The sequence below is a fragment of the Pseudomonas sp. XS1P51 genome (assembly GCF_054897845.1).
In genome coordinates, this window is sequence record NZ_CM142707.1 from 1,075,590 (window position 1) to 1,100,849 (window position 25,260).

Genomic DNA, 25,260 nt, shown 5'->3' on the forward strand with positions numbered 1-25,260 from the left:
CAGCGGAACCCATGGCGGAGCGAGAACATGAATGCAAAAAAGACCCTCTTCATCACCGGCGTCAGCAGCGGTTTTGGCAAGGCATTGGCCAACGAGGCACTGGCCGCCGGGCATCGGGTGATCGGCACCGTGCGCAGTGAGTCGGCGCGTACCGAGTTCGAGCAGCATGCTTCGAACCAGGCTTTCGCTCGGTGCCTGGACGTCACCGACTTTGCGGCCATCGATGCGCTGGTGGCCGAGATCGAAGCGAGCCTCGGCCCGGTGAATGTGCTGGTCAACAATGCCGGTTATGGCCACGAAGGCGTTTTCGAAGAATCGGCCCTTGAGGAAATGCGTCAGCAGTTCGAGGTCAATGTGTTCGGCGCGGTGGCCATGACCAAGGCCTTCGTACCGTTCTTCCGCCAGCGCCGGGCCGGGCACATCATCAACATCACCTCCATGGGTGGCTTCATCACCATGCCGGGCATCGCTTATTACTGCGGGAGCAAATTTGCGCTGGAGGGGATTTCCGACACCTTGAGCAAGGAACTCAAACCCTTCGGCATCGCGGTCACCGCCGTGGCGCCGGGATCGTTTCGCACCGACTGGGCCGGGCGCTCGATGCGGCGTTCCGAACGCAGCATCGCCGACTACGACGCTTCATTCGACCCGATCCGCAGCGCGCGGCAGAGCAAGAGCGGCAAACAGTTGGGCGACCCGGTGAAAGCTGCCCGAGCCATGCTGACGTTGATCGACAGCGACGCACCGCCAGCCCACCTGTTGCTGGGCAGCGATGCCTTGCAACTGGTGCGCGAACGGCTGGCGACGATGGCGCGGGAAATTGACGCGTGGGAGGCAGTGAGCCGGTCTACGGATGGTTGAAGCGTTGAACGCAAGTCAGCCCTCGTCCCCGCGCAAACTGTCCGCCAAGTGATTCAGCACCGCGCGGGTCTTCGCCCCCATGCGCTGCCCTAACGGGATCAGCGCATGCACCGGCGGGCCGTCAACATCGGCGCCCGGCAGCACATGCACCAGTTTTCCGGCATCGACATAGGGCTGCGCCACCCGGTCGAGAATCTGCGTGATGCCCATGCCGTGCACGGTGGCTTCGATCAGTACTTGCCCGTCGCTCATGACCATGACCGGGTCCATGGCGATGTCGCGGACAAAGCCGTTATCGAGCAACGTCCAGGGACGCAGGCGTCCGGTCGAACCGCGAAAGACGATGGCGTCATGGCTGGCCAGTTCGCTGACCGCATTCACCGGCCCGCGACGGGCCAGGTAGTCGGGAGAGGCGTACAGACCGAAGCGCAGGTCGCACAACTTGCGCACGGTCATGTCGCTGTCCTGAGGCAGTTCGCCGATGCGCACCACGATGTCCCAGCCTTCGGCCACCGGATCGGACATGCGGTCAGTCAGCGCCAGTTCCAGGGTCACCTTCGGATAGCGTTGGCGCATGGCGGCGAACGTCGGCAGCAGCAGACGACCGAAGCCGGCTGGTAAATCCAGCCTTACCCGGCCGATCGGTTCTTCGCGTCGGGCGGCCAGTGACAGCTCGGCTTCGCGCAGTCCGTCCAGTGCAGCCTGGGCCGCCACCAGATAAGTCTCGCCGTCTTCGGTCAGGCGCACCGCGCGGGTGGTGCGTTGGAACAGCTTGGTGCCGAGCCGCGCTTCCAGCCGTTGCACCGCCTTGCCGATGTTCGACTTGCTGCTGCCCAGACCTTCGGCCGCCTTGGTGAAACTGCCGGTCTGTGCCACGGCGGCGAAGGCGGCGATGTCGGGAATCGAGGTGTCTGTGCGTTCGATCATTGTCTCCGCCGGGGCTACTAAGTGTCTCGGGCTGGTCGGTTTATCAAGCAGGATGCGGCAGTCAGAATTGCGCCCATGGTCAGGCAAGTCAAGCCTGAACAGGCCATGAGGATGCCCACATGTTGACCCGACAGTCGCTCAGTTCCGGGGCCTACCTGGCCTGTTTCGACTCGCTGCCCGAGGACGTGCTCTGGACCCGCGAACGGATCGAACAGTCATTCCGGGCCACCATGAACACACGTCCGGCCTCGAAGGACATCTGGGTCTTCGGCTACGGTTCGTTGCTGTGGAACCCGGTGCTTGAGTTCATCGACCAGCAACCCGCGACGCTCCATGGTTGGCACCGAAGTTTTTGCCTGCGGATGATTTTTGGCCGTGGCTCGGAACACGCGCCGGGGCGGATGCTTGCCCTGGAACCCGGTGGAGTGACTCAAGGGCAGGCGTTCCAACTGTGCCCCGACAGTGCCGATGAAGAGTTGCTGCTGTTGTGGATTCGCGAAATGCCCACCGGTGCCTATCGACCGATCTGGGCAGCGGTGACGCTCAACGATGGCCGTGAGGTGAGCGCGATTGTGTTTGTCGCCGAGCCGGATCATATCCATTACGAAACCGACTCCACGCTTGCCGTGATCGCCCCGTTGGTGGCCAGCGCTTCGGGCCAGTTCGGCAGCAACGCCGAGTACGTATTCAACCTCTCGACGGCGCTGGAACAACGCGGTGATCGCGATGCTTGCGTCGATGCCTTGACCTGCGAATTGCAGCGTCTTTCTGATCGGTAATTCCTTCCTTATGAAGTTCGTCGTCATCACCAGTGCGGTGCATGCGCCGCTGTACATCTGTTCGCCGCCCGGACACCGAGATTGGACTCAAGACATCTGCACCGGCGCAGGCACCGAGCAATTCGAACTCGAGCCCCCATTACCACAACCATTGCCGCCCCCTGTGGGAGCGAGCCTGCTCGCGAAGAAGCCATCACATTCACTACTGATGCCGACAGATTCAGAGCTTTCGCGAGCAGGCTCGCTCCCACACATTGATTGTCGCCTCGCGAGCTACAAATCGTCGCCAGTTCGGTTATTTATCCAGTTAGAGGCGAAAGTCACACTGTGCCTCACCCGGTTCTGATCTCTACAGAACCAACAAAAATACGAGGCCTGTCAGCATGTCCACCTCCCGCAAACATCTGTCCGTCGCGCTGAGTGCGCTTGTTGTGGTCGGCCTCGGTGCCAGCCTTGCTGTCCATCGTGGCTACGGCTTGAGCCCCGTCAGTTCGGCGGTCGCGGCTGGTGTTGCACCGGCCACCGAAGTGGATGTTGCCCTGGTGGTGTCCCGCCAGATCTCGCAATGGCAGAGCTATTCGGGGCGCCTCGAAGCGGTGGACAGGGTCGATGTTCGGCCGCTGGTGTCCGGCACTATCGTCGCCGTGTACTTCAAGGACGGCGCGCTGGTGAAGAAGGGCGATCCACTGTTCAGCATTGATCCACGGCCGTATCAGGCCGAAGTCGATCGCGCCGCCGGGCAACTGGCCGCCGCTGAGTCCCGGGCCGGTTACACCGCCACCGACGCGTCCCGTGCCGCGCGCCTGATCGAAGCCAACGCCGTGTCGAAACGGGATTTCGATGAAAAACAAAACGCTTCCCGGGAAGCGGTGGCTCAGGTGAAAACCGCCAGGGCTGCACTGGAAGTCGCCCGTATCAATCTGGGGTACACCACGATTACCGCGCCCGTCAGCGGCCGGGTTTCCCGCGCTGAACTGACCGTCGGCAACAGTGTTTCCGCCGGGGCCAGTGCACCCCTGCTGACCACCTTGATGTCGGTGTCGCCGATCTATGCCTCCTTCGATGTCGACGAGCAGACCTACCTCAACAACCTCAGCACTGCGAACGGCAAGATTGCGGTGACCCTCGGTCTGGCCAACGAAAACGGTTACTCCCGTGAAGGTCTGGTGGACTCGCTGGACAACCATCTCGACAGCGGCTCCGGGACCATTCGCGTCCGCGCCCGTTTCGACAACCCGCAAGGCACCTTGCTGCCCGGCCTGTATGCGCGGATCAAGGTCGGTGGCGACCGACCCCACGCCGCGATCCTGGTCGACGACTCGGCCATCGGCACCGACCAGGCGAAAAAGTACGTGCTGGTGGTCGATGGCGAAGATCGCGTGCATTACCGCGAAGTCACCTTGGGCGACCTTCACGAAGGTCTGCGCGTGGTGACCAACGGGCTTCAGGCCGGCGAGCGAATCATCGTCAACGGCATCCAGCGTGCCCGCCCCAACGACAGCGTTCGCGCCAACAGCATCGACATGGCCGACGTGTCCGCCGTCGCCAAACCTGCGGCCTAAGGGGAGCGGCACCTCATGAACATTTCGAAATTCTTTATCGACCGGCCGATCTTCGCCGGTGTGCTGTCGGTGCTGGTGCTGCTGGCCGGGCTGATTGCCCTGACCCAGTTACCAACCGCCGAATACCCGGAAGTGGTGCCGCCGTCGGTGGTGGTGCGCGCCGAGTATCCGGGCGCCAACCCCAAGGTCATCGCCGAAACGGTGGCCTCGCCGATTGAAGAGCAAATCAACGGCGTCGAAGACATGCTCTACATGCAATCGCTGGCCAACAGCGACGGCAAGATGACCACCACCGTGACTTTCAAGCTCGGCACCGACCCGGACAAGGCCCAGCAATTCGTGCAGAACCGCGTGGCCCAGGCCTTGCCGCGTTTGCCCGAAGACGTGCAGCGCCTGGGCGTGACCACGGTCAAGTCGTCGCCGACCCTGACCATGGGCGTGAGCATTGTTTCGCCGAACAAGCGTTACGACCTGACTTACCTGCGCAACTACGCGCTGATCAACGTCAAGGATCGCCTGGCGCGCATCCCCGGTGTCGGTGAAGTGGTGATGTGGGGCGCCGGTGATTACTCGATGCGCATCTGGCTCGACCCGCAGAAAGTCGCGCGGCTGAACCTGACGGCCTCCGACGTGGTGAAGGCCATTCGCGAGCAGAACGTGCAGGTGGCGGCGGGGATCGTCGGCGGTGCGCCGATGATGAGCAACGTGCCGATGCAACTGAGCGTCAACGCCCAGGGCCGGCTGAAAACCGAGCAGGAATTTCGCGACATCATTCTCAAGACCAGCGGCGGGGCGGTGACACGTCTGTCCGATGTGGCGCGGGTCGAGATGGCCGCCGCCGAGTACACCTTGCGTGCGATGCTCGACAACAACCCTGCCGTGCAGATGATCATTTTCCAGCAGCCCAACGCCAACTCGTTGCAGATTTCCGATGACGTGCGCAAGGTCATGGAGGAGATCAAACAGGACATGCCCGACGGGGTCGACTACGGCATCAAGTACGACCCGACCCAGTTCGTGCGTGACAGCATCAACGCGGTGATCACGACCCTGCTCGAAGCCATCGCCCTGGTGGTGCTGGTGGTGATCGTGTTCCTGCAAACCTGGCGCGCCTCGCTGATTCCGTTGCTGGCGGTGCCAGTCTCGATCATCGGCACGTTCGCGTTGCTGCTGGGTTTTGGCTACACCATCAACGCCTTGTCGCTGTTCGGCATGGTGCTGGCCATCGGTATCGTGGTGGACGACGCCATCGTCGTGGTGGAGAACGTCGAGCGCAACATCGCCGCCGGCCTTTCGCCGCGAGACGCGACGTACAAAGCCATGCAGGAAGTCAGCGGGCCGATCATCGCCATCGCTCTGACGCTGGTGGCGGTGTTCGTACCGCTGGCGTTCATGTCCGGCCTGACGGGGCAGTTCTATCAGCAGTTTGCGATGACCATCGCGATCTCCACGGTGATCTCGGCGTTCAACTCGCTGACCCTGTCACCGGCGCTGGCCGCGCTGTTGCTCAAGGGGCATCACGAGCCGAAAGACTGGCTGACCCGTGCCATGGATAGCGCGTTCGGGCGCTTCTTCACGGCCTTCAACCGGCTGTTCAACCGTGGCTCGGACACCTATGGCAAAGGAGTGCGCCGGGTGGTCAACCGCAAGCTGGTGATGCTGGTGATCTACGGCATCCTGCTCGGTGGTGCGGTGTACATGGGCAAGATCGTGCCTGGCGGATTTGTGCCGGGTCAGGACAAGGACTATGTGGTTGCCATCGTGCAACTGCCCAGTGGCTCGACCCTGGAGCGCACCGAGAAAGTCGTCCGGCAGATGGGTGAAATCGCCCTGCAGATTCCCGGGGTCAAAAACGTGCCGCAGTTCCCCGGGCTGTCGGTAAGCCTGGCCAATTCGCCCAGCAGTGCGCTGGTGTTCGCGGTACTGGAACCGTCGAAAAACCGCACCAAGGATCAGTCCGCTGCCGACATCGTCGCGCAGTTGAACGCCAGATATGCTGGCATCAAGGAAGCCGCCATTGCGGTGTTCCCGCCACCGCCGGTGTCCGGTCTCGGCACCGTGGGCGGTTTCAAATTGCAGATCGAGGACCGTGGTGCGCTCGGTTATGAAGCGCTGAACAATGCCACGCAGGCGTTCCTGGCCGCTGCGGCAAAAGCGCCCGAGCTTGGCCCGACCTTCTCGATGTTCCAGATCAACATGCCGCAACTCAACGTCGAGCTCGACCGGGTCAAGGCCAAGCAACTGGGCGTGTCGGTGACCGACGTCTTCGACACCCTGCAGATTTACCTGGGCTCGATGTACGTCAACGACTTCAACGCCTTCGGTCGCGTGTATCAGGTGCGGGCCCAGGCCGATGCACCGTTCCGTGCCACCGCGGCCGATATCGGCTTGCTGAAAACCCGCAACGCTGCCGGTGACATGGTGCCGCTGTCGTCGCTGCTCAAAGTCACCACCACCTACGGCCCGGAAATGGTCGTGCGTTACAACGGCTACACCGCGGCCGACATCAACGGCGGGCCGGCGCCGGGCTATTCGTCCGATCAGGCGCAGGCCGCCGTCGACCGGATTGCCCGGGAAGTCTTCCCGCGCGGCATCAAGTACGAGTGGACCGACCTGACCTATCAACAAGTACTGGCGGGTAACTCGGCGTTGTGGGTGTTCCCGATCAGCGTGCTGCTGGTGTTCCTGGTGCTGGCGGCGCTGTACGAAAGCCTGACGTTGCCCTTGGCAATCATCCTGATTGTGCCGATGAGCATTCTCTCTGCGTTGCTGGGCGTGTGGCTGACGGGTGGCGACAACAACATTTTCACCCAGATCGGTTTGATGGTGCTGGTGGGGTTGTCGGCGAAGAACGCGATTCTGATCGTCGAATTCGCTCGCGAACTGGAGATGCAGGGGCGCGGCATCGTCGAGGCGGCGATTGAAGCCAGCCGTCTGCGTTTGCGGCCGATCCTGATGACGTCCATTGCTTTCATCATGGGCGTGGTGCCGCTGGTGTTCTCCACCGGTGCCGGCGCGGAGATGCGCCAGGCCATGGGGATCGCGGTGTTCTTCGGGATGCTCGGCGTGACCCTGTTCGGGCTGATGCTGACGCCGGTGTTCTATGTGCTGTTGCGCAAGCTGTCGGGGGTGAAGCATCTGGTGAACAAACACGAAACCACCGCCGCATAACGAGGAGCACCGCATGAAATATCTATCTGCACAGCGTTTGTTGAAAGCCCCGTTGCTGCTGGTGACCTTGCTGGCGACTGCCGCGTGCTCCCTGGCGCCGGATTACGAAAAACCTTCGTTGTCGATGCCACCGGCCTTCAAGGAGGAGCGCACCGAGGCGCCGCTGGAGCCCTCCGAAGCGGGCCGCTGGAAAACCGCCCAGCCCTCGGAAGAGGTTGCCCGAGGGCTGTGGTGGACGGCGTTCAACGACACGACGCTGAACGATCTGGAGCGCCAGGCGCTGGACGCCAACCAGAACCTGGCGGCTGCGGCGGCACGGGTGAAGGAGGCGAGGGCGTTGAACCAGTCCGCACGCTCGGCGTTGTTCCCCACCGTTGATGCCGGGTTCGGTCCGACCCGGGAGAAGGTCTCGCCGGCCTCGCAGTTCCAGTCCGACAGTGGCAACGGTGCGCAGCAAACGATGTGGCGGGCGCAGATGGGCCTGTCCTATGAAGTCGATCTGTTTGGTCGCGTGGCCAATACCGTCGAAGCGTCCGGTGCCGACACCCAGCGCAGTGAAGCACTGTTGCGTTCAGTGCTGCTGACCTTGCAGGCCGACGTGGCGCAAAACTACTTCGCCCTGCGGGAACTGGATGCCGAAGCCGCGGTGTTTGCCACGGCGGTGGACTTGCGTGAGCAAGCGCTGAAACTGGTGCAGCAACGTTACTCGTTGGGCGACATCAGTGAGCTGGACGTCGCGAGCGCCGAGGCGGAGCTGGCCATGGCGCGCTCCGATGCGATGAGCGTGCAGCGTTTGCGTGCGGCGTCCGAACACAGCCTGGCGGTGTTGCTGGGCCAGAACCCGAGCGAGTTCAACCTGGCGACCAATCCGCTGCAACCGATCGATTTACGCATCCCGGCCGGGTTGCCTTCGTCGCTGCTGGAGCGACGTCCGGACATCGCGGCAGCGGAGCGTTCGATGGCGGCGGCCAATGCGCGGATCGGCGTGGCCAGGGCGGCGTTCTTTCCCTCGCTGACATTGACCGGTTCGGGTGGTTTTGAATCGGGTTCGCTGGGCAATCTGTTCCAGTGGAGTAGCCGTACATTTTTGCTTGGGCCGTTGACCGGCACGGCGTTGAATCTGCCGATTTTCGACGGTGGCAAACGCAAGGGCGATCTGGCCAATGCCCGGGCCGAGTATGAGGAGGATGTCGCCCGGTATCGGCAGCAAGTGTTGGTGGCGTTCCGCGAAGTGGAGGACAACCTCTCGGAGCTGCGGATTCTTCAGGGACAGACCCGGACTCAGGGGCAAGCCGTCGAAGCGTCGGCACGGGCGGCCGGATTGTCTCAGGCGCAATACCGCGAGGGCGATGTGATCTTCCTCAACGTGCTGGATGCCGAGCGCAGCGTGTTGCAGGCACGAAGGGCCGCGGTGCAGCTGCACGGGCAGCAGGCGGTGGCGACGGTGAACCTGATTCGAGCGTTGGGTGGTGGTTGGGGGAGTGACGTCGCAGGTAAATAATATGAGGTGCCCCCAAAAGATCGCAGCCTGCGGCAGCTCCTACAGGGTCCAGTGTAGGAGCTGCCGCAGGCTGCGATCTTTTGATTTTTGTGGCGAAGTGGATCAAGCCCCCGTTCGGCTGCGAAGCCGTCGTGATCGCGAAATTTGGGTTATACCTGAAATTCGCAGTCTCAGAATTTGGGCCACTGCGCAGCCCGGCGCGACGGTGCGGCGGTCCGACAAGCTCCCTCGCCACAGGAGAGTGGGCGCTCCCGATAACCCAGGAGAATCCGATGAAAAGCTCCGGTCCTAGCCCCGTCATCACCATCGCAGAGCAGCCAGGCTGCCTGCTGGTGAAGTTTCACGGTATTCAGGTGGCCGCGTCCGCACGGGCGCTGGTGTTGCTCGAGGCCAACTATCCTCCGGTGTATTACGTTCCGCGGGAGGATATCGACGAAAAGTACTTTGCCCGCACCGACCACACCAGCTACTGCCCCTACAAGGGCGATGCCAGCTATTTCAGCTTACAAATTCCGGGGCATGAAGGCGCCAACGCGGTGTGGAGTTATGAGGACCCCAAGGTGTCGGTAGACCAGATTCGCGGCTACCTGGCGTTTTATCCCGATCAAGTGACGTTTGAGCTGCTCAAAGATGTTTGATTGTCGTTCCCCGGGAGATAAAGAAGCCACGATCTGGCGGTTTATCCCCTGACCGGCAAAATCCAGAATGTCCTTCAACTCACCTGGACACTCTGGATTTCCCATGACGACTTCATCCGCCCACGGCTCCGACCGTGGCAAATTGCTTATCCTGCTGGCGATCTGTTTATCGGCGCTGGTGTTGCCCTTGAGCTTCACCGGCGGCGCCGTGGCCACCCCGGCCATTGGCCGCGATTTGGGCGGCAGCCCGGTGGCGCTGACGTGGATCACCAACGCCTTCATGCTGACCTTCGGTAGCCTGCTGATGGCCGCCGGCGCGCTGGCCGATGTCTACGGTCGCAAGCGTTTGTTCAGCCTCGGCATGCTGCTGTTTACAGTGGTTTCACTGGCTCAGGCCTTTGCACCTTCGGTGTTCTGGCTAGACGTGATGCGCGCCGTGCAAGGCGTGGCGGGGGCGGCGGCCCTGGCTGCGGGCTCGGCGGCACTGGCCCAGGAGTTTGAAGGGCATGCCCACACCCGTGCCTTCAGCATGCTCGGCACAACGTTCGGTATCGGTCTGGCGTTCGGTCCTTTGGTGGCGGGTGTGCTGATCGAGTGGTTCGATTGGCGGGCCATCTTCCTGTTCACCGCGCTGATCGGTGTGATTGCCATGCTCTTCGGTCTGCCACGCATGCGTGAAACCCGCGACCCGGACGCCACCGGCATCGACTGGCCCGGCACGCTGACCTTCAGCGCCACCCTGGCATTGTTCACCTTCGGCGTGATCCAGGCACCGGAAAGCGGCTGGAGCAGCCCATGGGTGGTCGGTCTGCTGGCGACGTCGGCGCTGTTGCTGGCTGCGTTCGTACTGATCGAATTGCACGTCGAACGCCCGATGCTCGATCTTTCGCTGTTCCGCTTCCCGCGTTTCGTCGGCGTGCAAATCCTGCCGATCGGCACCTGCTATTGCTACATCGTGCTGGTGGTGATGTTGCCGCTGCGCTTTATCGGCGTGGAAGGCCTGAGCGAGATTGATGCCGGTGGGTTGCTGGTGGCCTTGTCGGCGCCGATGCTGGTGGTGCCGATCGTGGCGGCGACGCTGACTCGCTGGGTCAGCGCGGGTGTGTTGTCGGGGATCGGTTTCCTGATTGCCGCGGTGGGCCTGCACTGGCTGAGCCTGTACGAAACGGGCGAGCCGACACTGGCGCTGATCCTGCCGATGCTGTTGATCGGTGTGGGTGCCGGCCTGCCGTGGGGCTTGATGGACGGGCTGTCGGTGAGTGTCGTGCCGAAAGAACGTGCGGGCATGGCCGCGGGAATTTTCAACACGGCACGCGTAGCGGGCGAGGGGATTACGCTGGCGATCGTCGCGGCGCTATTGGCGTCCCTGGTGCAATCCAATCTGAGCGGCCTTGCGGTGTTGGCTGATCCGGCACGGCTGGCAGAAGCTGCGCAGCGGGTGACTACCGGGGACATGGCTGGCGCGGCGCATCTGCTGCCGGAAGTGTCCAAGCCGTTACTGGTGGCCGGGTATGCCGAGGCGTTTCAGTACCTGTTGCATGTCTTGACGGTGATTACCGTGCTGTCGGCGGTCGTCGTTTTGAGTCTGCTGAGTCGTACTCGCACCGAGGAAGATACGGCTGTTGTCCCTGCTCAAGCCTGACACTGGTCTGATACCTTCAAAAACGATCAAAAGATCGCAGGCTGCGCCAGCTCCTACATTGACCGAATGCAATGTGCGTCCTCTGTAGGAGCTGCCGAGGGCTGCGATCTTTTGATGTTGATTGTTCCCAGGCACTGCACCGGAATGCTCAACCAAAAGATCGAACATCCACCAGCGTCGATTCATCAATCTGACTAATCGAGGTCACCCCGGTCAAGGTCATCGCTACGCGCATTTCCTTGGCGAAAATATCCAGCATGTTTTCCACCCCGCGTTGACCATCGGCGGCCAGCGCATAGGCCATCGAACGCCCCAGCAATACGCCTTTTGCGCCCAGCGCCAGCATCCGCACGACATCAAGCCCCGAGCGGATTCCCGAGTCGACCAGCACCGTCAGGTCATTGCCGATGGCTTGCATGATGGGCGGCAAGGCCTTGGTGGTGGAGAGCACACCGTCCAGCTGCCTCCCGCCGTGGTTCGACACGACAATGCCATCCGCGCCAAAGCTGACCGCGTCTCTGGCATCCTGGGGATCGAGGATGCCTTTGATGATCATCGGGCCTTTCCAGAAATCACGAATCCACTCCAGATCGCTCCAGCTGATCGACGGGTCGAAGTTATTCGCCAGCCAACCCATGTAGTCTTCGAGCGTCACGGCTTTGCCAAGGTACTTCGAGATATTCCCCAGGTCGTGTGGCCGCCCCATGACGCCGACGTTGAACGCCCAGTCGGGTCTGGTCATGGCCTGAAGCATTCGCCGCGATGATGCAAAAGGACCGGACATGCCTGAATGAGCATCCCGGTACCGGGCGCCGGGCGTGGGCATGTCGACGGTAAACACCAGGTTCTTCACGCCGGCGGCCTTGGCACGCTCCAGCGCATTTTTCATGAAGCCCCTGTCCTTCAACACATACAGCTGAAACCAGATGGATTGTTGGCTTTGTGCCGAAACCTCTTCGATCGAGCATACCGAAACCGTTGACAGGCAAAGAGGGATGCCTTTGTTTTCCGCCGCTCTCACAGCCTGCACTTCACCGCGACGGGCGAACATGCCCGTCAGGCCCACCGGCGCCAATATGATCGGCATTGAAAGTGGCTGATCGAAGAGGGTGGTTTGAAGGCTCAGGGTTTCGACGTTTTTGAGGATGCGCTGACGCAGGCTGATGCCGGTCAGATCGGCGCTGTTGGCCCTCAACGTATGCTCTGCATAAGCCCCTCCATCAATGTAATCAAACAAAAAACGGGGGAGTTTGCGACGTGCCGCCTCGCGATAGTCGGATGCAGATGAAATGATCATGATGCCTCGTTCTGAGAAGTGATGGGCAGTGGCTCCGTGGAGCCTTGGGATCAGGTTAGCGTATGCAGCGACAGGCTCATACCGTCTCTAAATATCCAGCCGCTTGAGCCGGGAAGCCAGCGTCGTGGGTTTGATGCCCAGTATTTCTGCCGCACCCCCCTTGCCAAAGAGTTTGCCCTTTGTCGCCGTCAGTGCGGCTTGCATGTTGCTGCGCTCAAGGTCGCGCATTTGTGCGTCGGTCAAAATGGACGGGCTGGTCGGGTTCAGGGGCGTACTGCTCTGAGCGAGTGTCGACTCATCCGGCAAGTCCAGGTTCAGGTCCGCGCCGTTGGAGGTGATCAACGCGCGCTCGATGACGTTTTGCAACTCGCGAATATTCCCCGGCCACGAATACCGTTGCAGCCGTTCGATGTCGCTGTTGCGCAGGCGCCGCCCTGGCATGTTCAGGCGCTTGCCGGTCTGTTTGAGGAAGTGCGCCGCCAGGGGCGCAATATCCATCGGACGTTCACGCAGCGCCGGAGACTGGATAGGAAAAACGTTGAGCCGGAAATACAGGTCTTCACGAAAGTGCTTCGCGGCGACTTCCTGGCGAAGATCTCTGTTCGTCGCGGCAATGATCCGCACATCGACTTTACGGGTGCGCTCTTCACCGACCCGTTCGAACTGGCCTTCCTGCAAAACCCGCAGCAGTTTGCTTTGCAACTCCAGGGGAATTTCGCCGATTTCATCGAGAAACAGCGTGCCGCCGTCGGCCAGCTCGAAACGACCGATTCGATCACGCACGGCGCCGGTAAAGGCGCCACGGATATGCCCGAAGAACTCGCTCTCAAACAACTCCGCAGGGATTGCCGCGCAATTGACCCGGATCAGCGGGCTGGCGTTGCGGCGACTGGCCTGATGGATCGCGCGGGCGATCAGCTCCTTGCCGGTCCCCGACTCGCCGTTGATCAGCACGCTGGCATCGGTGGGGGCGACCACGTCGATCTGCTTGATGATTTTGATGATCGGCTCGCTCTGGCCGACGATCTCGCGGAAGTTGTGTTCGATGTGAATCTCTTCCTGCAAGTACGCGTTTTGTTCTTCGAGCCGCTCCTTGAGCACCTTGAGTTCTGCCAGGGCGCTTTGCAGCTGGTTTTCGGTGCTGCGCCGCTCGGTGATGTCGCGAAACACCACCACGGCGCCGACGATCTGGCCATCGGAAATCACCGGGGTGCTGGTGAATTCCACCGGAAACGAGCTGCCGTCACGGCGCCAGAACACCTCTTGTCGACCCTCATGAACCACGCCGTCGCGCACGGCCTTGTAGATCGGGCACTCTTCGACCGGGTAATGGCTGCCGTCCGCGTGGGTGTGGTGGTGAATGCGATGGATGTTCTTGCCGATCATGTCCTGCGGTTCCCAACCCAGCATGCGCGCGCCGGCCGGGTTGACGAAGGTCGCCAGGCCCTCGCTGTTGATGCTGTAGATGCCATCGCCCACCGAACTGAGCAACAGCTGGTTATCGCGTTCGCTTTCCTGGAACAGGTTGAGAATGTTGCGCCACTCGATCAACCCACCGCGCATGGTGCGCTCGGTGTGGGCCTGGTCACGCTGGTATTTCTCATGGCTCAGCTCACGCATCACCAGAATCAGTTGTTGCTCGCCCTTGATCTGCAGCGTGGTGGCGGAGATTTCCAGCTCGATGCGTTCGCCGCTTTTGCAGTTGCAGCTCAGCTCTTCGGTCCAGCCGCGACCTTTGTCCATCACCGCTTGGGTGAACACGATCAGGTCCGCCAACTGGTGGCCGAACAACTTGCTCACCGGCAGCTCCAGCAACTCCTGGCGCGGGTAGCCGAGCAGTTTGCAGGCCGCGATGTTCAAGTCGCCCAACCGATCGGAAAACGGGTTGAGCAGGGCGATGGCTTCGGCGCAATGCTCGAACACCATGTGCCGCGACGAATACGCCAGATCGGCCCAGCCGCTGAGTGAGTCTGATTCGTTCATGACTACGAGATCTCGTGATTTGCTGCTACGAATACTCGTATTTCTACGGGAATGCGTGATTCACCGATAGCATCAGATACATCATTAAAAAGCGGATCAGATGGGCATTCTCAAATAAATCAAACAGTTACCTGCGCAGGAAAATTTATTTTATTTCCTGGCACGGCGTTCGCTCTCTCTCCTGTAACCCGGCAGCCCACTCAGGCTGACGTTCAAGCAAAAAGAAACTGGAGAGCGACACTATGCCAAGCGTGGACATCCCCCATTACAAAGACGGCGACTTCCTGGTCAATTACGAAGAGAAAGTCTTCGAGGACGTCAAAGCCGAACCCGGCGAAAAAGTCCTGATCACCTTCCACACCATCGCCTTCGAGGGCTCCATCGGCCTGGTCAACATGCTTCAGGCCAAGCGTCTGCTGCGCAAGGGGTTCGAAACCAAAATCCTGCTGTACGGGCCAGGGGTGCAACTGGGCGTGCAGCGTGGTTTCCCGACCCTGGGTGCCGAAGCGTTTCCCGGTCACCTGGCGGTGAACAAGCAGCTCATGCAGTTCATGGAAGAGGGCGGTGAGGTCTACGCCTGCCGTTTCGCCCTGCAAGCGTTGTATGGCCAGACCGAAAAAGCCCTGATCGAAGGCATCCGCCCGATCAACCCGCTGGACGTGATGGACCTGCGCCTGCTGATGCGCCGTGAAGGCGCGATGATCATCGATACCTGGACCGCCTGACAGCACAAAAGCCTTTGTGGGAGCGAGCCTGCTCGCGATGGCGGCGGTTCAGGCACACCGTCATCGCGAGCAAACTCGCTTCCACAGGACCGCTGTCGATCTTTCGAACATTACTTACTTCAGGGACCGCTCATGGCCATCATTCGCGCCGCCGCCGTACAGATCAGCCCGGTGCTTTACAGTCGCGAAGGCACCGTGGACAAGGTCTGCCAACAGATCATCGTCCTCGGTCGACAAGGCGTGCAGTTCGCCGTGTTCCCGGAAACGGTGGTGCCTTACTACCCGTACTTTTCGTTTGTGCAGCCGGCGTTTGCCATGGGCGCACAGCACCTCAAGTTGCTGGATCAATCCGTTACCGTTCCGTCCGCCGCGACGCTGGCCATTGGCGAAGCCTGCAAGCAAGCGGGGATGGTCGTCTCCATCGGCGTCAATGAACGCGATGGCGGTACGATCTACAACGCGCAATTACTCTTCGATGCCGACGGCAGCCTGATTCAGCATCGACGCAAAATCACCCCGACCTACCACGAGCGCATGGTCTGGGGGCAGGGTGATGGTTCCGGTTTGCGTGCCATCGACAGTGCGGTCGGGCGCATTGGTTCGCTGGCGTGCTGGGAGCATTACAACCCGCTGGCCCGTTATGCCTTGATGGCCGACGGCGAGCAGATTCACGTCGCCATGTTTCCCGGCTCCCTGGTGGGCGACATTTTTGCCGAGCAGATCGAAGTCACCATTCGCCATCACGCGCTGGAATCCGGTTGCTTCGTGGTCAATGCCACCGCGTGGCTGGATGCGGATCAGCAGGGCCAAATCATGCAGGACACCGGTTGTGGCCTCGGTCCGATCTCGGGCGGTTGCTTCACCGCCATCGTGTCGCCCGAAGGCAAATTGCTCGGTGAACCGCTGCGTTCCGGTGAAGGCGTGGTGATTGCCGACCTTGATCTGGCGTTGATCGACAAGCGCAAACGCATGATGGATTCGGTCGGGCACTACAGCCGTCCGGAACTGCTCAGCCTGTTGATCGACCGCACGCCCACGGCGCACGTGCATGAACGCGGCGCCCACGTGGTAGCGGTTGCCACCGAGGAGCCCGATCATGCAAACCAATGAATTGCTGGCCGAGCTGCAATGCCACGGCGTGCGCTGGCCGGCGGCACAAAACGGCTTGTCGCGACAAGGTGGCGCGGGGCCGTCCGACCACAAGGCGCTGAGTGTCGGCAGCCGAACCCTGATGGTGCCGATCCTCAATCAAGCTTCGCAGGATTCACCCTATCAAGCGCAACCCAGCGCCGATGGCAGCCAAGCGCTGATCTTTCGCGAAGGCTTACAGGTCGGTCAGGTGCAGATGCCCGGCGTGCCGAAGTTCTACGGTTTGAGCACTGCCGACGGCATTCCCTATTGGAAAATCGCCACGCTGCACAGCAGTGATGTATTGGCGACCACGGTGTTGCAGCACTGCATCCGCTTCAATGATCGCGGCACCTCCTGCCAGTTCTGCGCCATCGGCCAGTCGCTGGCAGCGGGCAAAACCATCGCCCGCAAACGTCCGCAGCAACTGGCGGAAGTGGCGAAAGCTGCGGTGGAGCTTGATGGCGTGAAGCACATGGTGATGACCACCGGCACGCCGCAAACCCCGGACCGTGGCGCGGCGATTTTGTGTGAATCCGCCGCTGCGGTGACCGCTGCGGTCGATCTGCCGATTCAGGCCCAGTGCGAGCCGCCGGACGACGATCGCTGGTTCCAGCGCCTGGCCGACAGCGGCGTGGTCTCTCTCGGCATGCACCTGGAAGCGGTGACCGACGAGGTGCGCCAACGGATCATGCCGGGCAAGGCCGAAGTACCGCTGAGCCGCTATTTCGAAGCTTTCAGCGCGGCAGTCGAGGTCTTCGGTCGGGGCCAGGTCAGTACCTACATCCTGGCCGGCCTGGGCGACAGCGAAGCGGCAATCAGTGAGATGAGCGAGCGTTTGTGTGAACTGGGTGTGTACCCGTTCGTGGTGCCATTCGTGCCCATTGATGGCACGCCGCTGGCCCATCACCCGAAACCCGACAGCGCGATGATGGCCCGGCTTTACCCGCAGATCGGCGCCAGCCTGCGCCGTCACGGTCTGCACTCCGACCGGATCAACGCCGGCTGCGCCAAATGCGGCGCGTGCTCGGCCCTGAAAAGTTACGAATAAGCCGGAGAACTCCCATGCCGAATCTCGCTTTTGCTTTGGTCGACAGCACCTTCGAACCGTTTCGGGCGGGTGAACTGGCGGTCAAGCCCGCCAGCGAAAACTGGGAGAAGCAGGCCTATTTCGCCCTGCGCCGCTCGGTGTTCTCCGATGAGCAACAACTGCTGCTGCAGGACAAGGACAGCCATGATTTCCAGGCCATCGCCATCGTCGCCCTGGCCGGCAACTGCGGGATCGCCGATCAGGTGGTGGGCGCGGTGCGCATTTATCAGCCAGAGCCGGGCCTGTGGTTTGGCGGTCGGTTGTGTGTGGCCCCGGCGTATCGGCGGCACAGCATGATCGGCAAGGCGCTGGTCAACGAAGCCGTGTCGCGGGCCAAGGAGCTGGGGTGCGAGGTTTTTCGCGCGACCGTGCAGGCGCAGAACGAAGGATATTTTCATGCGCTGCACTGGCACACCCTTGAACAACTGGCGTTGCTCGGGCAGCCCCATTGTTTGATGCAGGCTGATTTGCCGAACTACCCATTGATGCCGCGTCAGGTTTCATTACGTGCGCTGAAGGTGGCTCGCCATGAATGACGTTTTTGATTTGGCGGCGCTGCTCGACACTTTGCGCAACACGCCGGCGATGCGTTCGAAACAGGCGATCCAGCAGCCTGCCGCCGTGATCGGTGGCGCAAAACCAGCGCTGACCCGTGAGCAGCTTTACGCCTTGCCCGGCGATGACACGGCCGCCATTGCCTGTGGCGATCATTTTCAGCTGCTGGCCATCGAGGGCATGTTGCCGGCCTTCGTCAAGGTGGCGCCGTGGTTTGCCGGGTGGTCGGCGGTGATGGCCAATGTCAGCGACATCACCGCCATGGGCGGTCGTGCCACGGCGGTGGTCAACGCTTTTTGGCATCACGACAACGCTGCCGCAGACGAACTGTTGGCGGGTATCCGTGCGGCCTGCGAAGCCTATGGCTTGTTGCTGGCCGGTGGGCACACCAGTCTCGTGGCGGGTAACCCGACCACGCTGGCGGTGGCGATTACCGGCATTGCCCACACATTACTGTCGACCTTGCATGTCGCTCCCGGCCAGGTCATCGCCATGGCGGTGGACCTTGAAGGCTATTGGCATGCCGACAGTACGTATTGGAAAGCCTTCGAAGGTGTACCGGCCGAACGCCTGCGCAGCAAACTCGAAGTGCTGCCGCGACTGGCCGAAGCCGAGCTGCTGCACGCGGCCAAGGACATCAGCAACGCCGGCGTACTCGGCAGCCTGCTGATGCTACTGGAAACCACCGGCTGCGGAGCGACGATCGATTTGAATGCGCTGCCGTGTCCGCCGGAGGCCGACCTCGCTCGCTGGTTGCAGGTGTTCCCCAGCTACGGCTTTTTGATGACGCTGGATGAGCGCGACTGGGCGCACGTGCAGACCGCGTTTGCTTTCGAAGGTGTGCGTTGCGAGCGCATCGGTCAGGTCGATTCCAGCGGCGTGCTCAGCGTGCGGGTCGGCGAGCAACGCGGCGAATTCTGGAACCTGCGTGAGCAGGCGTTTACCGGCTTCAGCTACCCCCATCTCGACCTGACCCCTTTAAACCTTGATCAACAGGAGCACTGACATGCCCGCCGTCAATTTCAGAATTCGTTGGCCCAATGGCAAGGAAGCGACCGGCTATTCACCCTCGACCGTGATTTATCAATACCTGGAGGAGGGCGCGAGTTACCCGTTGGCGGATTTTCTGCAACGAGTCGAAAGCGCCTTGAACAATGCCTCGGAGCGGGTCAAGCAGGTCAAGGGCTTCTATTGCAGTTCGGCCATGGACACCTTGAGCTCGCTCAAGGGGCAGGCCAGCTATCTCGTCGAACCAACCCACGCCACCGGGCAGGTGGACGTTCTCAGCATGCGTACCGAAGGCGCCGGCCAGGTGCTCGGCGCGGGCTGGGGCTCATTCTGATTGATTGTTTTTTCCTCTAACCCTTGTGTCACCGAATACCGGAGCGCCCCATGACCAGCCATCTCACTTCTATCAAACCTCCCCACCACAGCGTGATCGTCGTCGGCGGCGGCCAGGCCGGGTTGTCCGCCAGTTACTACCTGCAACAACAGGGCATCGATCATCTGGTATTGGAAAAGCACAGCGTGACTCACACCTGGCGCAACCAGCGCTGGGACGCCTTCAGTCTGGTGACCCCCAACTGGCAGTGCGCATTGCCGGGTTACACCTACATCGACGATTTCAAGGGCAGCGATCCACACGGCTTCATGAAAAAGGACGAGATCAACCAATACCTGTCCGGCTTCGTCCAGTCGGTCAACGCGCCGGTCCGCGAAGGCGTTGCGGTGCAGCGCGTGGTCCCTCGTGCCGCCGGTGGTTTCGAGGTGCACACCTCTCAAGGCGAGTTCAGCGCCGATCAGGTGATTGTCGCGTCCGGTGGCTATCACACGCCGATCATCCCGCGCCTGGCCGAGCGTTTGCCGGCGAGCATTCATCAGATTCACTCCGAGCAATATCGCAACCCACAAGCGTTGCCCGTTGGCAACGTGCTGGTGGTCGGTTCTGGGCAATCGGGGGCGCAGATTGCTGAAGACCTGCACCTGGCCGGTCGCAAGGTCTATCTGGCGGTCGGTGATGCGCCGCGTTGCGCTCGCTTTTATCGGGGCAAGGACGTGGTCGATTGGCTGGCGGAAATGGGTTACTACGACATCGGTGTGGACACTCATCCGCTGCGTGAAGGTGTGCGCGATAACACCAACCACTACGTCACCGGTCGCGATGGCGGCCGTGACATTGACCTGCGCAGCTTTGCCCGCGAGGGCATGGAATTATTCGGTCGCCTGGACGGGTTGCAGGGCACTCGCTTGCAGTTTGTCGACAACCTCGGCGAGAGCCTGGACAGTGCCGATGCGGTCTACAACCGGATCAATGCGTCCATCGACAAGTACATCGAGCAGCACGGGATTGACGCCCCGCTGGGTGCGCGTTACGAGCCGATCTGGGTGCCTGAGCGAGAGCGCAGCGAGCTGGACCTTGATGCCGAAGGGATCACCAGCATTATCTGGTGCATCGGTTTCAGCCCGGACTTTACCTGGGTCGAAGCACCGGTCTTCAATGGTCGCGGTCATCCTGGCCACCAGCGTGGAATAACGGCGCAGGCTGGTTTGTACTTCCTTGGATTGCCGTGGTTGTACACCTGGGGCTCCGGGCGTTTTTCCGGGGTTGCACAGGATGCGCGGTATCTGGTGGATCACATTGCTGCTTCGCACAGTGAGTCGAGCCAGCAGGCAAGGCGAATGCTTGCCAGGTGATCGTGCGAGGAAATGAAAACGCCCCGCATTGCCGTAATACCGGTCCCCTGTAGGCGCGAGCTTGCTCGCGATGGACTCAAGAGCGCCGCGTTTAGCCAGTAAACAGGCGTTATCGTTAACGACCATCGCGAGCAAGCTCGCGCCTACAGGGGAACGGCATTATCACATTCGCGGGGCGCTTTTTTGGGCGTTACCGTCAGTTTTTATCCAGATCCACATTCTTGGTTTCACGCAGACAGATCATCCCCACCACCAGGCTCACCCCGGTAATCACCACCGGGTACCACAGCCCGTAGAAGATGTCCCCGGTGTACACCACCAACGCAAACGACACCGTCGGCAGGAAACCGCCGAACCAGCCATTGCCGATGTGGTAGGGCAGGGACATCGAGGTGTAGCGGATACGGGTCGGGAACAGTTCGACCATCAGCGCTGCCAGCGGGCCGTAGCACATGGCGGAAATGATGATCAGCACCACCATCAGCGCCACGATCATGGACTTGTTGACCTGTTGCGTATCGGCTTGTGACGGATACCCCGCCAATGTCACCGCGCCACGCAGGGCCGCTTCGTCGTAGCCATCGATTTTCACTTCGCCGACGCTGACCTGCACGCCGCTTCCGGCCGGGGCTGCTTCGCTGCTGTAGGGCAGGCCTTGTTTGACCAGGAAGGCCTTGACCTTGTCGCATGGGCTGTCAAATTTCGCCTTGCCCACCGGGTCGAACTGGAAGGTGCAGGTCGCCGGGTCGGCCAGCACGGTGATCGGTGCCTGGCGGCTGGCCTGGTCGATGGCCGGGTTGGCGTAATGGGCGATGGACTTGAAGATGGGGAAGTACAGCGCCGTGGCCAGCAGCAGGCCGATCATCAACACCGGTTTGCGCCCGACCTTGTCTGACAGCCAGCCAAAGAAGATGAAGAACGGCGCACCGATGATCACGCTGACGATCAGCAGGCTGTTGGCCAGGGCCGGGTCCATCTTCAGGAACTGAGTGAGGAAGAACAGCACGTAGAACTGCGCCGCATAAAACGTCACCGCTTGCCCGGCGTTGATGCTGAACAGGGCAATCAACACGACTTTCAGGTTTTCCCATTTGCCGAAGGAATCACGCAGCGGCGATTTGCAGAGCTTGCCTTCTTCTTTCATTTTCACGAACGCGGGCGATTCGTGCAGGCTCAAGCGAATCCAGGTCGAGATGCCCAGCAGCACGATCGACAGCAGGAATGGAATCCGCCAGCCCCAGACTTCGAACTGGTCACCGGTGAAGTAGCGGCAACCGAGCACCACCAGCAGCGACAGCAGCAAGCCGAGGGTGGCGGTGGATTGAATCCAGCTGGTGTGGAGACCGCGTTTGCCCATCGGCGCGTGTTCCGCGACATACGTAGCGGCGCCGCCGTACTCGCCACCGAGGGCCAGGCCCTGAAGCATGCGCAGCACCACGAGGATGATCGGCGCGGCGATGCCGATGCTGGCGTAGGTCGGTAGCAGCCCGACGCAGAAAGTCGCCACGCCCATGAGGATGATGGTGGCGAGGAAGGTGTACTTGCGCCCGATCATGTCCCCCAGTCGCCCGAACACCAGCGCGCCGAATGGCCGCACGATGAAGCCGGCGGCGAACGCCATGAGCGCAAAGATGAACGCCGTGGTGTCGTTGACCCCGGCGAAAAACTGTTTGCTGATGACCGCCGCGAGGGCGCCGTAGAGGAAAAAGTCGTACCACTCGAAGACCGTCCCGAGCGACGAGGCGAAGATGACTTTCTGGGTCTCGCGGCTAGTGCCCGCGCTGCGTACGGCTTCCAGAGGCTGAACATGTTCTGACATATCGGTGTCCCTCACAGTGATTGTTTTTGTTGTTCCACTGTCGGCGCCAGCCTTGTGGGCGGGTGCCGCTACTGTCGATGCATCGGGTGTACGTGTTCCTGTAGGAGCGAGCTCGCTCGCGATGGTCGTCAACGATAACGCTGCAAGCCTGATACTCCGCGGCGTTCTCAGGTTCATCGCGAACAAGCTCGCTCCTACAGTGTTCGTGTATGGAGTTCAGGCATTCGTAACCAGTTCCATTGGCGAGGTCAGGCTCCTTGTCGTTGGGTTAAGGATCAGTTGTGCGGCTTTTTCGGCAATCATCAACGTAGGCGAACAGGTGTTGCCCGAGGTGATGCGCGGCATGATCGAGGCGTCGGCGATGCGCAGGCCGGGGATGCCGTGGACGCGCAACCCGGCGTCGACCACCGCGTCCGCGTCGTTGCCCATGCGGCAGGTGCCGACCGGATGGAATATCGTGGTGCCGATGCGGGCGGCGGCTTCGTGCAACTCCTCTTCGCTCTGCAAGCGGTCACCGGGCAGGTACTCCACCGGTTTGAACGCTTGCAGAGCGGGGGCGGCAACGATGCGCCGGGTCAGGCGAATGGCATCGGCGGCGACCCGCAGGTCTTCTGGATGGCTGAGGTAATTGGGCTGGATCAGCGGCGCTTCCTGCGGATTCGCCGAACGGATCTCCACTCGGCCCCGGCTGTGCGGCCGTAGATCGCAGACTGACGCGGTAAACGCGGGAAAGGCGTGCAACGGTTCGCCGAAGCGCTCCAGCGACAGCGGTTGCACGTGGTATTCGAGATTCGCCGAGGTCTGTTCCGGCCCTGAACGGGCGAAGGCCCCGAGTTGACTTGGCGCCATGGACAGCGGGCCGCTGCGGTTGTACAGGTAACGCAGGCCCATGCCCATCTTGCCCCAGAGGCTGCCGGCGATCTGGTTCAGGGTGCGGGTGTTTTCCAGTTTGTAGATCAGCCGCAGTTGCAGGTGATCCTGCAGATTGCCGCCCACGCCGGCCAGTTCATGGGCAACGCCGATCCCCCGTTTTTCCAGCAGCGGGCGAGGGCCGATGCCGGAGCGTTGCAGGATGGTCGGTGAGCCGACGGAGCCGGCGCACAGCACGATTTCCTTGCGCGCCTTGAAGGTTTTCGCCTGACCCTGCCAGCGTGTGCTGACGGCTGAGGCGCGGCCGTTTTCCAGCAGTACGCGATCCACTTCGACATCGGTCAATACGGTGAGATTGGGCCGATGGCGGATCGGTTTGAGAAACGCCTTGGCTGCGTTCCAGCGGATCCCGGCTTTCTGATTGACCTGGAAGTAGCCGCAGCCTTCGTTGTCGCCCTGGTTGAAGTCATCGATGCTGGCGATGCCGCTTTGCTCGGCGGCGCTGCGGAAGGCGTCGAGGATCGGCCACGACAGACGCTGGCGTTCGATTCGCCATTCCCCGGCGGCGCCGTGAAATTCCGAGTCGCCGGCAAAGTGGTTTTCGCTTTTCTTGAACAGTGGCAGGACGTCGTTCCAGCTCCAGCCGGGATTGCCGTCAGCCGCCCAGCCGTCATAGTCACCGGCCTGGCCGCGCATGTAGATCATGCCGTTGATCGACGAACAGCCGCCGAGCACCTTGCCACGCGGGTAGCTCAGGGCACGGCCTTGCAGGCCGGGTTGCGCTTCGGTCTTGAAGCACCAGTCGGTACGCGGGTTGCCGATGCAGAACAGGTAACCCACGGGGATGTGAATCCACGCATAGTTATCGCGGCCACCGGCTTCGAGCAGCAGCACCCGGTGTTGCGGGTTGGCCGACAGCCGATTGGCCAGCAAACAGCCGGCCGGCCCGGCCCCGACCACGATGTAGTCGAATTCATCAAGGGAAGTCTGCATCCCTGACCTCGTATTGTTGTTCTTGTTGTTGGCCATCCTAGTTGTTAGCTTTCGTCAAAAGAATGTTAGTTTTTACGCAGCCGCTGTGCGTTTTTAGACAGCGCCTTAAATAGCGAAGCCCAAAGGACGATTCATGTTCGACTGGAATGACCTGCGGTTTTTTCTCGAGTTGCAGCGCAGCGGGCGTTTGCTCACCGCTGCCCGCCGTTTGAACACCACCCACGCCACCGTGGCCCGGCACATCGAAGCCATCGAAAAGAGCCTCGGTACCGCGTTGTTCGTTCAGCACGCCCAGGGTTATGAACTGACCCCGGCCGGAGAGGCGCTGCTCAAACACGCCGAAGCGATGGAAAACGTCGCGTTGCTGGCTCAGGAAGAGATCACTCAGTCCACGGCGCCCCTGGGCAAGATTCGCGTCGGCGTGACGGAGGGCCTGGGGATCATGTTCCTCGCCAGTCGCATGAACGGCCTGTTCGAGCGCTACCCCGGGCTGGAAGTGGAACTGGTGGCGGTGCCGCGCTTTGTCAGCATCCTTAACCGCGAAGCCGAGATCAGCATTCACCTCGAACGCCCGGCCGCCGACATGCTGGTCACCCGCAAACTCACGGACTATCGCCTGGCACTGTATGCCAGCCAGGCGTATCTGGATCGCTCACCACCGCTGCACAGCCGCGAAGACCTCGGGCGTCACGCCTGGATTGGCTACGTCGGCGACTTGCTGTTCAGCCAGGAATTGATGTTCCTCAACAGCTTCTGCCGCAACCCGCAGGTGGTCTTTCACAGCACCAGCGTCATCGCCCAACAAGAGGCGGCGCGTTCAGGATTGGGAATCGCCGTTCTGCCGTGCTACATGGCCAGCGCCGATCCAGGCCTGGTGCCGCTGTTGCCGGATGAGAGCATCCAGCGCAGCTACTGGATCAGCACCCGCCGCGAGTTGCACAAATCCGTGCGGCTGCGGGTGTTGTGGGATTACGTGGTGCAGTTGTGTGAGCGTGAGCAGGATTTACTGCTGGGACCGCAATGAC

The 25,260-nt window shown here is 61.4% G+C and carries 20 protein-coding genes; 15 read left to right on the forward strand and 5 right to left on the reverse strand.

The genetic code is table 11. The annotated features are described in order from the left end of the window. Positions 1-27: 27 nt before the first annotated feature. Positions 28-861, forward strand: coding sequence for an oxidoreductase (locus ACYZUD_RS05130; protein ID WP_462022921.1), 834 nt, complete (start codon positions 28-30; stop codon positions 859-861). Positions 862-876: 15 nt separating this feature from the next. Here the strand turns inward: ACYZUD_RS05130 and ACYZUD_RS05135 are convergent, their stop codons facing one another. Further along, entirely contained in the window at positions 877-1,788 is a 912-nt protein-coding gene (locus ACYZUD_RS05135; protein ID WP_462022922.1) for a LysR family transcriptional regulator, read from the reverse strand. A 119-nt stretch (positions 1,789-1,907) separates the two neighbouring features. On the opposite strand from ACYZUD_RS05135, the gene ACYZUD_RS05140 reads away from it, so the two are divergent. From ACYZUD_RS05140 to ACYZUD_RS05165, 6 genes are all read left to right on the forward strand, one after another. Then, on the forward strand, positions 1,908-2,567 hold the full coding sequence (locus ACYZUD_RS05140) for a gamma-glutamylcyclotransferase (protein WP_462022923.1): 660 nt from the start codon (positions 1,908-1,910) through the stop codon (positions 2,565-2,567). A gap of 383 nt (positions 2,568-2,950) precedes the next feature. Beyond that, a complete protein-coding gene (locus ACYZUD_RS05145) occupies positions 2,951-4,129 on the forward strand; it encodes an efflux RND transporter periplasmic adaptor subunit (RefSeq protein WP_462022924.1) in 1,179 nt (392 codons plus the stop codon). A 15-nt stretch (positions 4,130-4,144) separates the two neighbouring features. Further along, on the forward strand, positions 4,145-7,300 hold the full coding sequence (locus tag ACYZUD_RS05150; RefSeq protein ID WP_462022925.1) for an efflux RND transporter permease subunit: 3,156 nt from the start codon (positions 4,145-4,147) through the stop codon (positions 7,298-7,300). Between the two features lie 13 nt (positions 7,301-7,313). Further along, the gene (locus ACYZUD_RS05155) at positions 7,314-8,801 is read left to right on the forward strand and encodes an efflux transporter outer membrane subunit (protein ID WP_462022926.1); all 1,488 of its coding nucleotides are present in this window, start codon (positions 7,314-7,316) and stop codon (positions 8,799-8,801) included. 272 nt (positions 8,802-9,073) lie between these two features. Further along, positions 9,074-9,439 (forward strand): DUF427 domain-containing protein, encoded by a 366-nt coding sequence (locus ACYZUD_RS05160; RefSeq protein WP_462022927.1) that lies wholly within the window; start codon positions 9,074-9,076, stop codon positions 9,437-9,439. A gap of 103 nt (positions 9,440-9,542) precedes the next feature. Then, a complete protein-coding gene (locus ACYZUD_RS05165; RefSeq protein WP_462022928.1) occupies positions 9,543-11,081 on the forward strand; it encodes an MFS transporter in 1,539 nt (512 codons plus the stop codon). 148 nt (positions 11,082-11,229) lie between these two features. Here ACYZUD_RS05165 and lldD read toward each other — a convergent pair whose 3' ends face one another. After that, complete coding sequence (gene lldD, locus ACYZUD_RS05170) at positions 11,230-12,378, reverse strand: FMN-dependent L-lactate dehydrogenase LldD (protein ID WP_462022929.1); 1,149 nt, start codon at positions 12,376-12,378, stop codon at positions 11,230-11,232. An 87-nt stretch (positions 12,379-12,465) separates the two neighbouring features. Further along, positions 12,466-14,361, reverse strand: a complete 1,896-nt coding sequence (locus tag ACYZUD_RS05175) for a sigma 54-interacting transcriptional regulator (protein ID WP_462022930.1) — start codon at positions 14,359-14,361, stop codon at positions 12,466-12,468. Between the two features lie 242 nt (positions 14,362-14,603). Between ACYZUD_RS05175 and ACYZUD_RS05180 the strand changes: the two genes are divergently transcribed. From ACYZUD_RS05180 to ACYZUD_RS05210, 7 genes are all read left to right on the forward strand, one after another. Then, complete coding sequence (locus ACYZUD_RS05180; RefSeq protein WP_462022931.1) at positions 14,604-15,086, forward strand: MSMEG_0572/Sll0783 family nitrogen starvation response protein; 483 nt, start codon at positions 14,604-14,606, stop codon at positions 15,084-15,086. 132 nt (positions 15,087-15,218) lie between these two features. Further along, positions 15,219-16,196 carry a Nit6803 family nitrilase gene (locus ACYZUD_RS05185; RefSeq protein WP_462022932.1) on the forward strand — a complete coding sequence of 326 codons (978 nt, stop codon included), beginning with the start codon at positions 15,219-15,221 and terminating at the stop codon, positions 16,194-16,196. After that, the gene (locus ACYZUD_RS05190; RefSeq protein WP_462022933.1) at positions 16,183-17,265 is read left to right on the forward strand and encodes an MSMEG_0568 family radical SAM protein; all 1,083 of its coding nucleotides are present in this window, start codon (positions 16,183-16,185) and stop codon (positions 17,263-17,265) included. Before ACYZUD_RS05185 ends, ACYZUD_RS05190 begins: the two co-directional genes overlap by 14 nt. Before the next feature lie 14 nt (positions 17,266-17,279). Beyond that, complete coding sequence (locus tag ACYZUD_RS05195) at positions 17,280-17,840, forward strand: MSMEG_0567/Sll0786 family nitrogen starvation N-acetyltransferase (RefSeq protein WP_462022934.1); 561 nt, start codon at positions 17,280-17,282, stop codon at positions 17,838-17,840. Continuing rightward, on the forward strand, positions 17,833-18,864 hold the full coding sequence (locus ACYZUD_RS05200) for a sll0787 family AIR synthase-like protein (RefSeq protein WP_462022935.1): 1,032 nt from the start codon (positions 17,833-17,835) through the stop codon (positions 18,862-18,864). The genes ACYZUD_RS05195 and ACYZUD_RS05200 overlap by 8 nt, the downstream gene beginning before the upstream one ends. 1 nt (position 18,865) lies before the next feature. After that, complete coding sequence (locus ACYZUD_RS05205; RefSeq protein ID WP_462022936.1) at positions 18,866-19,201, forward strand: MSMEG_0570 family nitrogen starvation response protein; 336 nt, start codon at positions 18,866-18,868, stop codon at positions 19,199-19,201. Between the two features lie 50 nt (positions 19,202-19,251). Continuing rightward, on the forward strand, positions 19,252-20,553 hold the full coding sequence (locus ACYZUD_RS05210) for an MSMEG_0569 family flavin-dependent oxidoreductase (RefSeq protein WP_462022937.1): 1,302 nt from the start codon (positions 19,252-19,254) through the stop codon (positions 20,551-20,553). A gap of 196 nt (positions 20,554-20,749) precedes the next feature. Here ACYZUD_RS05210 and ACYZUD_RS05215 read toward each other — a convergent pair whose 3' ends face one another. Next, entirely contained in the window at positions 20,750-22,372 is a 1,623-nt protein-coding gene (locus tag ACYZUD_RS05215; RefSeq protein WP_462022938.1) for an MFS transporter, read from the reverse strand. A 216-nt stretch (positions 22,373-22,588) separates the two neighbouring features. Beyond that, positions 22,589-24,235 carry a GMC family oxidoreductase gene (locus ACYZUD_RS05220; protein WP_462022939.1) on the reverse strand — a complete coding sequence of 549 codons (1,647 nt, stop codon included), beginning with the start codon at positions 24,233-24,235 and terminating at the stop codon, positions 22,589-22,591. 133 nt (positions 24,236-24,368) lie between these two features. On the opposite strand from ACYZUD_RS05220, the gene ACYZUD_RS05225 reads away from it, so the two are divergent. Further along, complete coding sequence (locus ACYZUD_RS05225) at positions 24,369-25,259, forward strand: LysR family transcriptional regulator (protein WP_462022940.1); 891 nt, start codon at positions 24,369-24,371, stop codon at positions 25,257-25,259. The last annotated feature ends 1 nt before the right edge of the window (position 25,260 follow it).

What these genes read in the sequence shown, in the direction of transcription:
- ACYZUD_RS05130 (WP_462022921.1), top strand. Translation starts at nt 28, where the DNA reads ATGAATGCAAAAAAGACCCTCTTCATCACCGGCGTCAGCAGCGGTTTT.
- ACYZUD_RS05135 (WP_462022922.1), bottom strand. Translation starts at nt 1,788, where the DNA reads ATGATCGAACGCACAGACACCTCGATTCCCGACATCGCCGCCTTCGCC.
- ACYZUD_RS05140 (WP_462022923.1), top strand. Translation starts at nt 1,908, where the DNA reads ATGTTGACCCGACAGTCGCTCAGTTCCGGGGCCTACCTGGCCTGTTTC.
- ACYZUD_RS05145 (WP_462022924.1), top strand. Translation starts at nt 2,951, where the DNA reads ATGTCCACCTCCCGCAAACATCTGTCCGTCGCGCTGAGTGCGCTTGTT.
- ACYZUD_RS05150 (WP_462022925.1), top strand. Translation starts at nt 4,145, where the DNA reads ATGAACATTTCGAAATTCTTTATCGACCGGCCGATCTTCGCCGGTGTG.
- ACYZUD_RS05155 (WP_462022926.1), top strand. Translation starts at nt 7,314, where the DNA reads ATGAAATATCTATCTGCACAGCGTTTGTTGAAAGCCCCGTTGCTGCTG.
- ACYZUD_RS05160 (WP_462022927.1), top strand. Translation starts at nt 9,074, where the DNA reads ATGAAAAGCTCCGGTCCTAGCCCCGTCATCACCATCGCAGAGCAGCCA.
- ACYZUD_RS05165 (WP_462022928.1), top strand. Translation starts at nt 9,543, where the DNA reads ATGACGACTTCATCCGCCCACGGCTCCGACCGTGGCAAATTGCTTATC.
- lldD (WP_462022929.1), bottom strand. Translation starts at nt 12,378, where the DNA reads ATGATCATTTCATCTGCATCCGACTATCGCGAGGCGGCACGTCGCAAA.
- ACYZUD_RS05175 (WP_462022930.1), bottom strand. Translation starts at nt 14,361, where the DNA reads ATGAACGAATCAGACTCACTCAGCGGCTGGGCCGATCTGGCGTATTCG.
- ACYZUD_RS05180 (WP_462022931.1), top strand. Translation starts at nt 14,604, where the DNA reads ATGCCAAGCGTGGACATCCCCCATTACAAAGACGGCGACTTCCTGGTC.
- ACYZUD_RS05185 (WP_462022932.1), top strand. Translation starts at nt 15,219, where the DNA reads ATGGCCATCATTCGCGCCGCCGCCGTACAGATCAGCCCGGTGCTTTAC.
- ACYZUD_RS05190 (WP_462022933.1), top strand. Translation starts at nt 16,183, where the DNA reads ATGCAAACCAATGAATTGCTGGCCGAGCTGCAATGCCACGGCGTGCGC.
- ACYZUD_RS05195 (WP_462022934.1), top strand. Translation starts at nt 17,280, where the DNA reads ATGCCGAATCTCGCTTTTGCTTTGGTCGACAGCACCTTCGAACCGTTT.
- ACYZUD_RS05200 (WP_462022935.1), top strand. Translation starts at nt 17,833, where the DNA reads ATGAATGACGTTTTTGATTTGGCGGCGCTGCTCGACACTTTGCGCAAC.
- ACYZUD_RS05205 (WP_462022936.1), top strand. Translation starts at nt 18,866, where the DNA reads ATGCCCGCCGTCAATTTCAGAATTCGTTGGCCCAATGGCAAGGAAGCG.
- ACYZUD_RS05210 (WP_462022937.1), top strand. Translation starts at nt 19,252, where the DNA reads ATGACCAGCCATCTCACTTCTATCAAACCTCCCCACCACAGCGTGATC.
- ACYZUD_RS05215 (WP_462022938.1), bottom strand. Translation starts at nt 22,372, where the DNA reads ATGTCAGAACATGTTCAGCCTCTGGAAGCCGTACGCAGCGCGGGCACT.
- ACYZUD_RS05220 (WP_462022939.1), bottom strand. Translation starts at nt 24,235, where the DNA reads ATGCAGACTTCCCTTGATGAATTCGACTACATCGTGGTCGGGGCCGGG.
- ACYZUD_RS05225 (WP_462022940.1), top strand. Translation starts at nt 24,369, where the DNA reads ATGTTCGACTGGAATGACCTGCGGTTTTTTCTCGAGTTGCAGCGCAGC.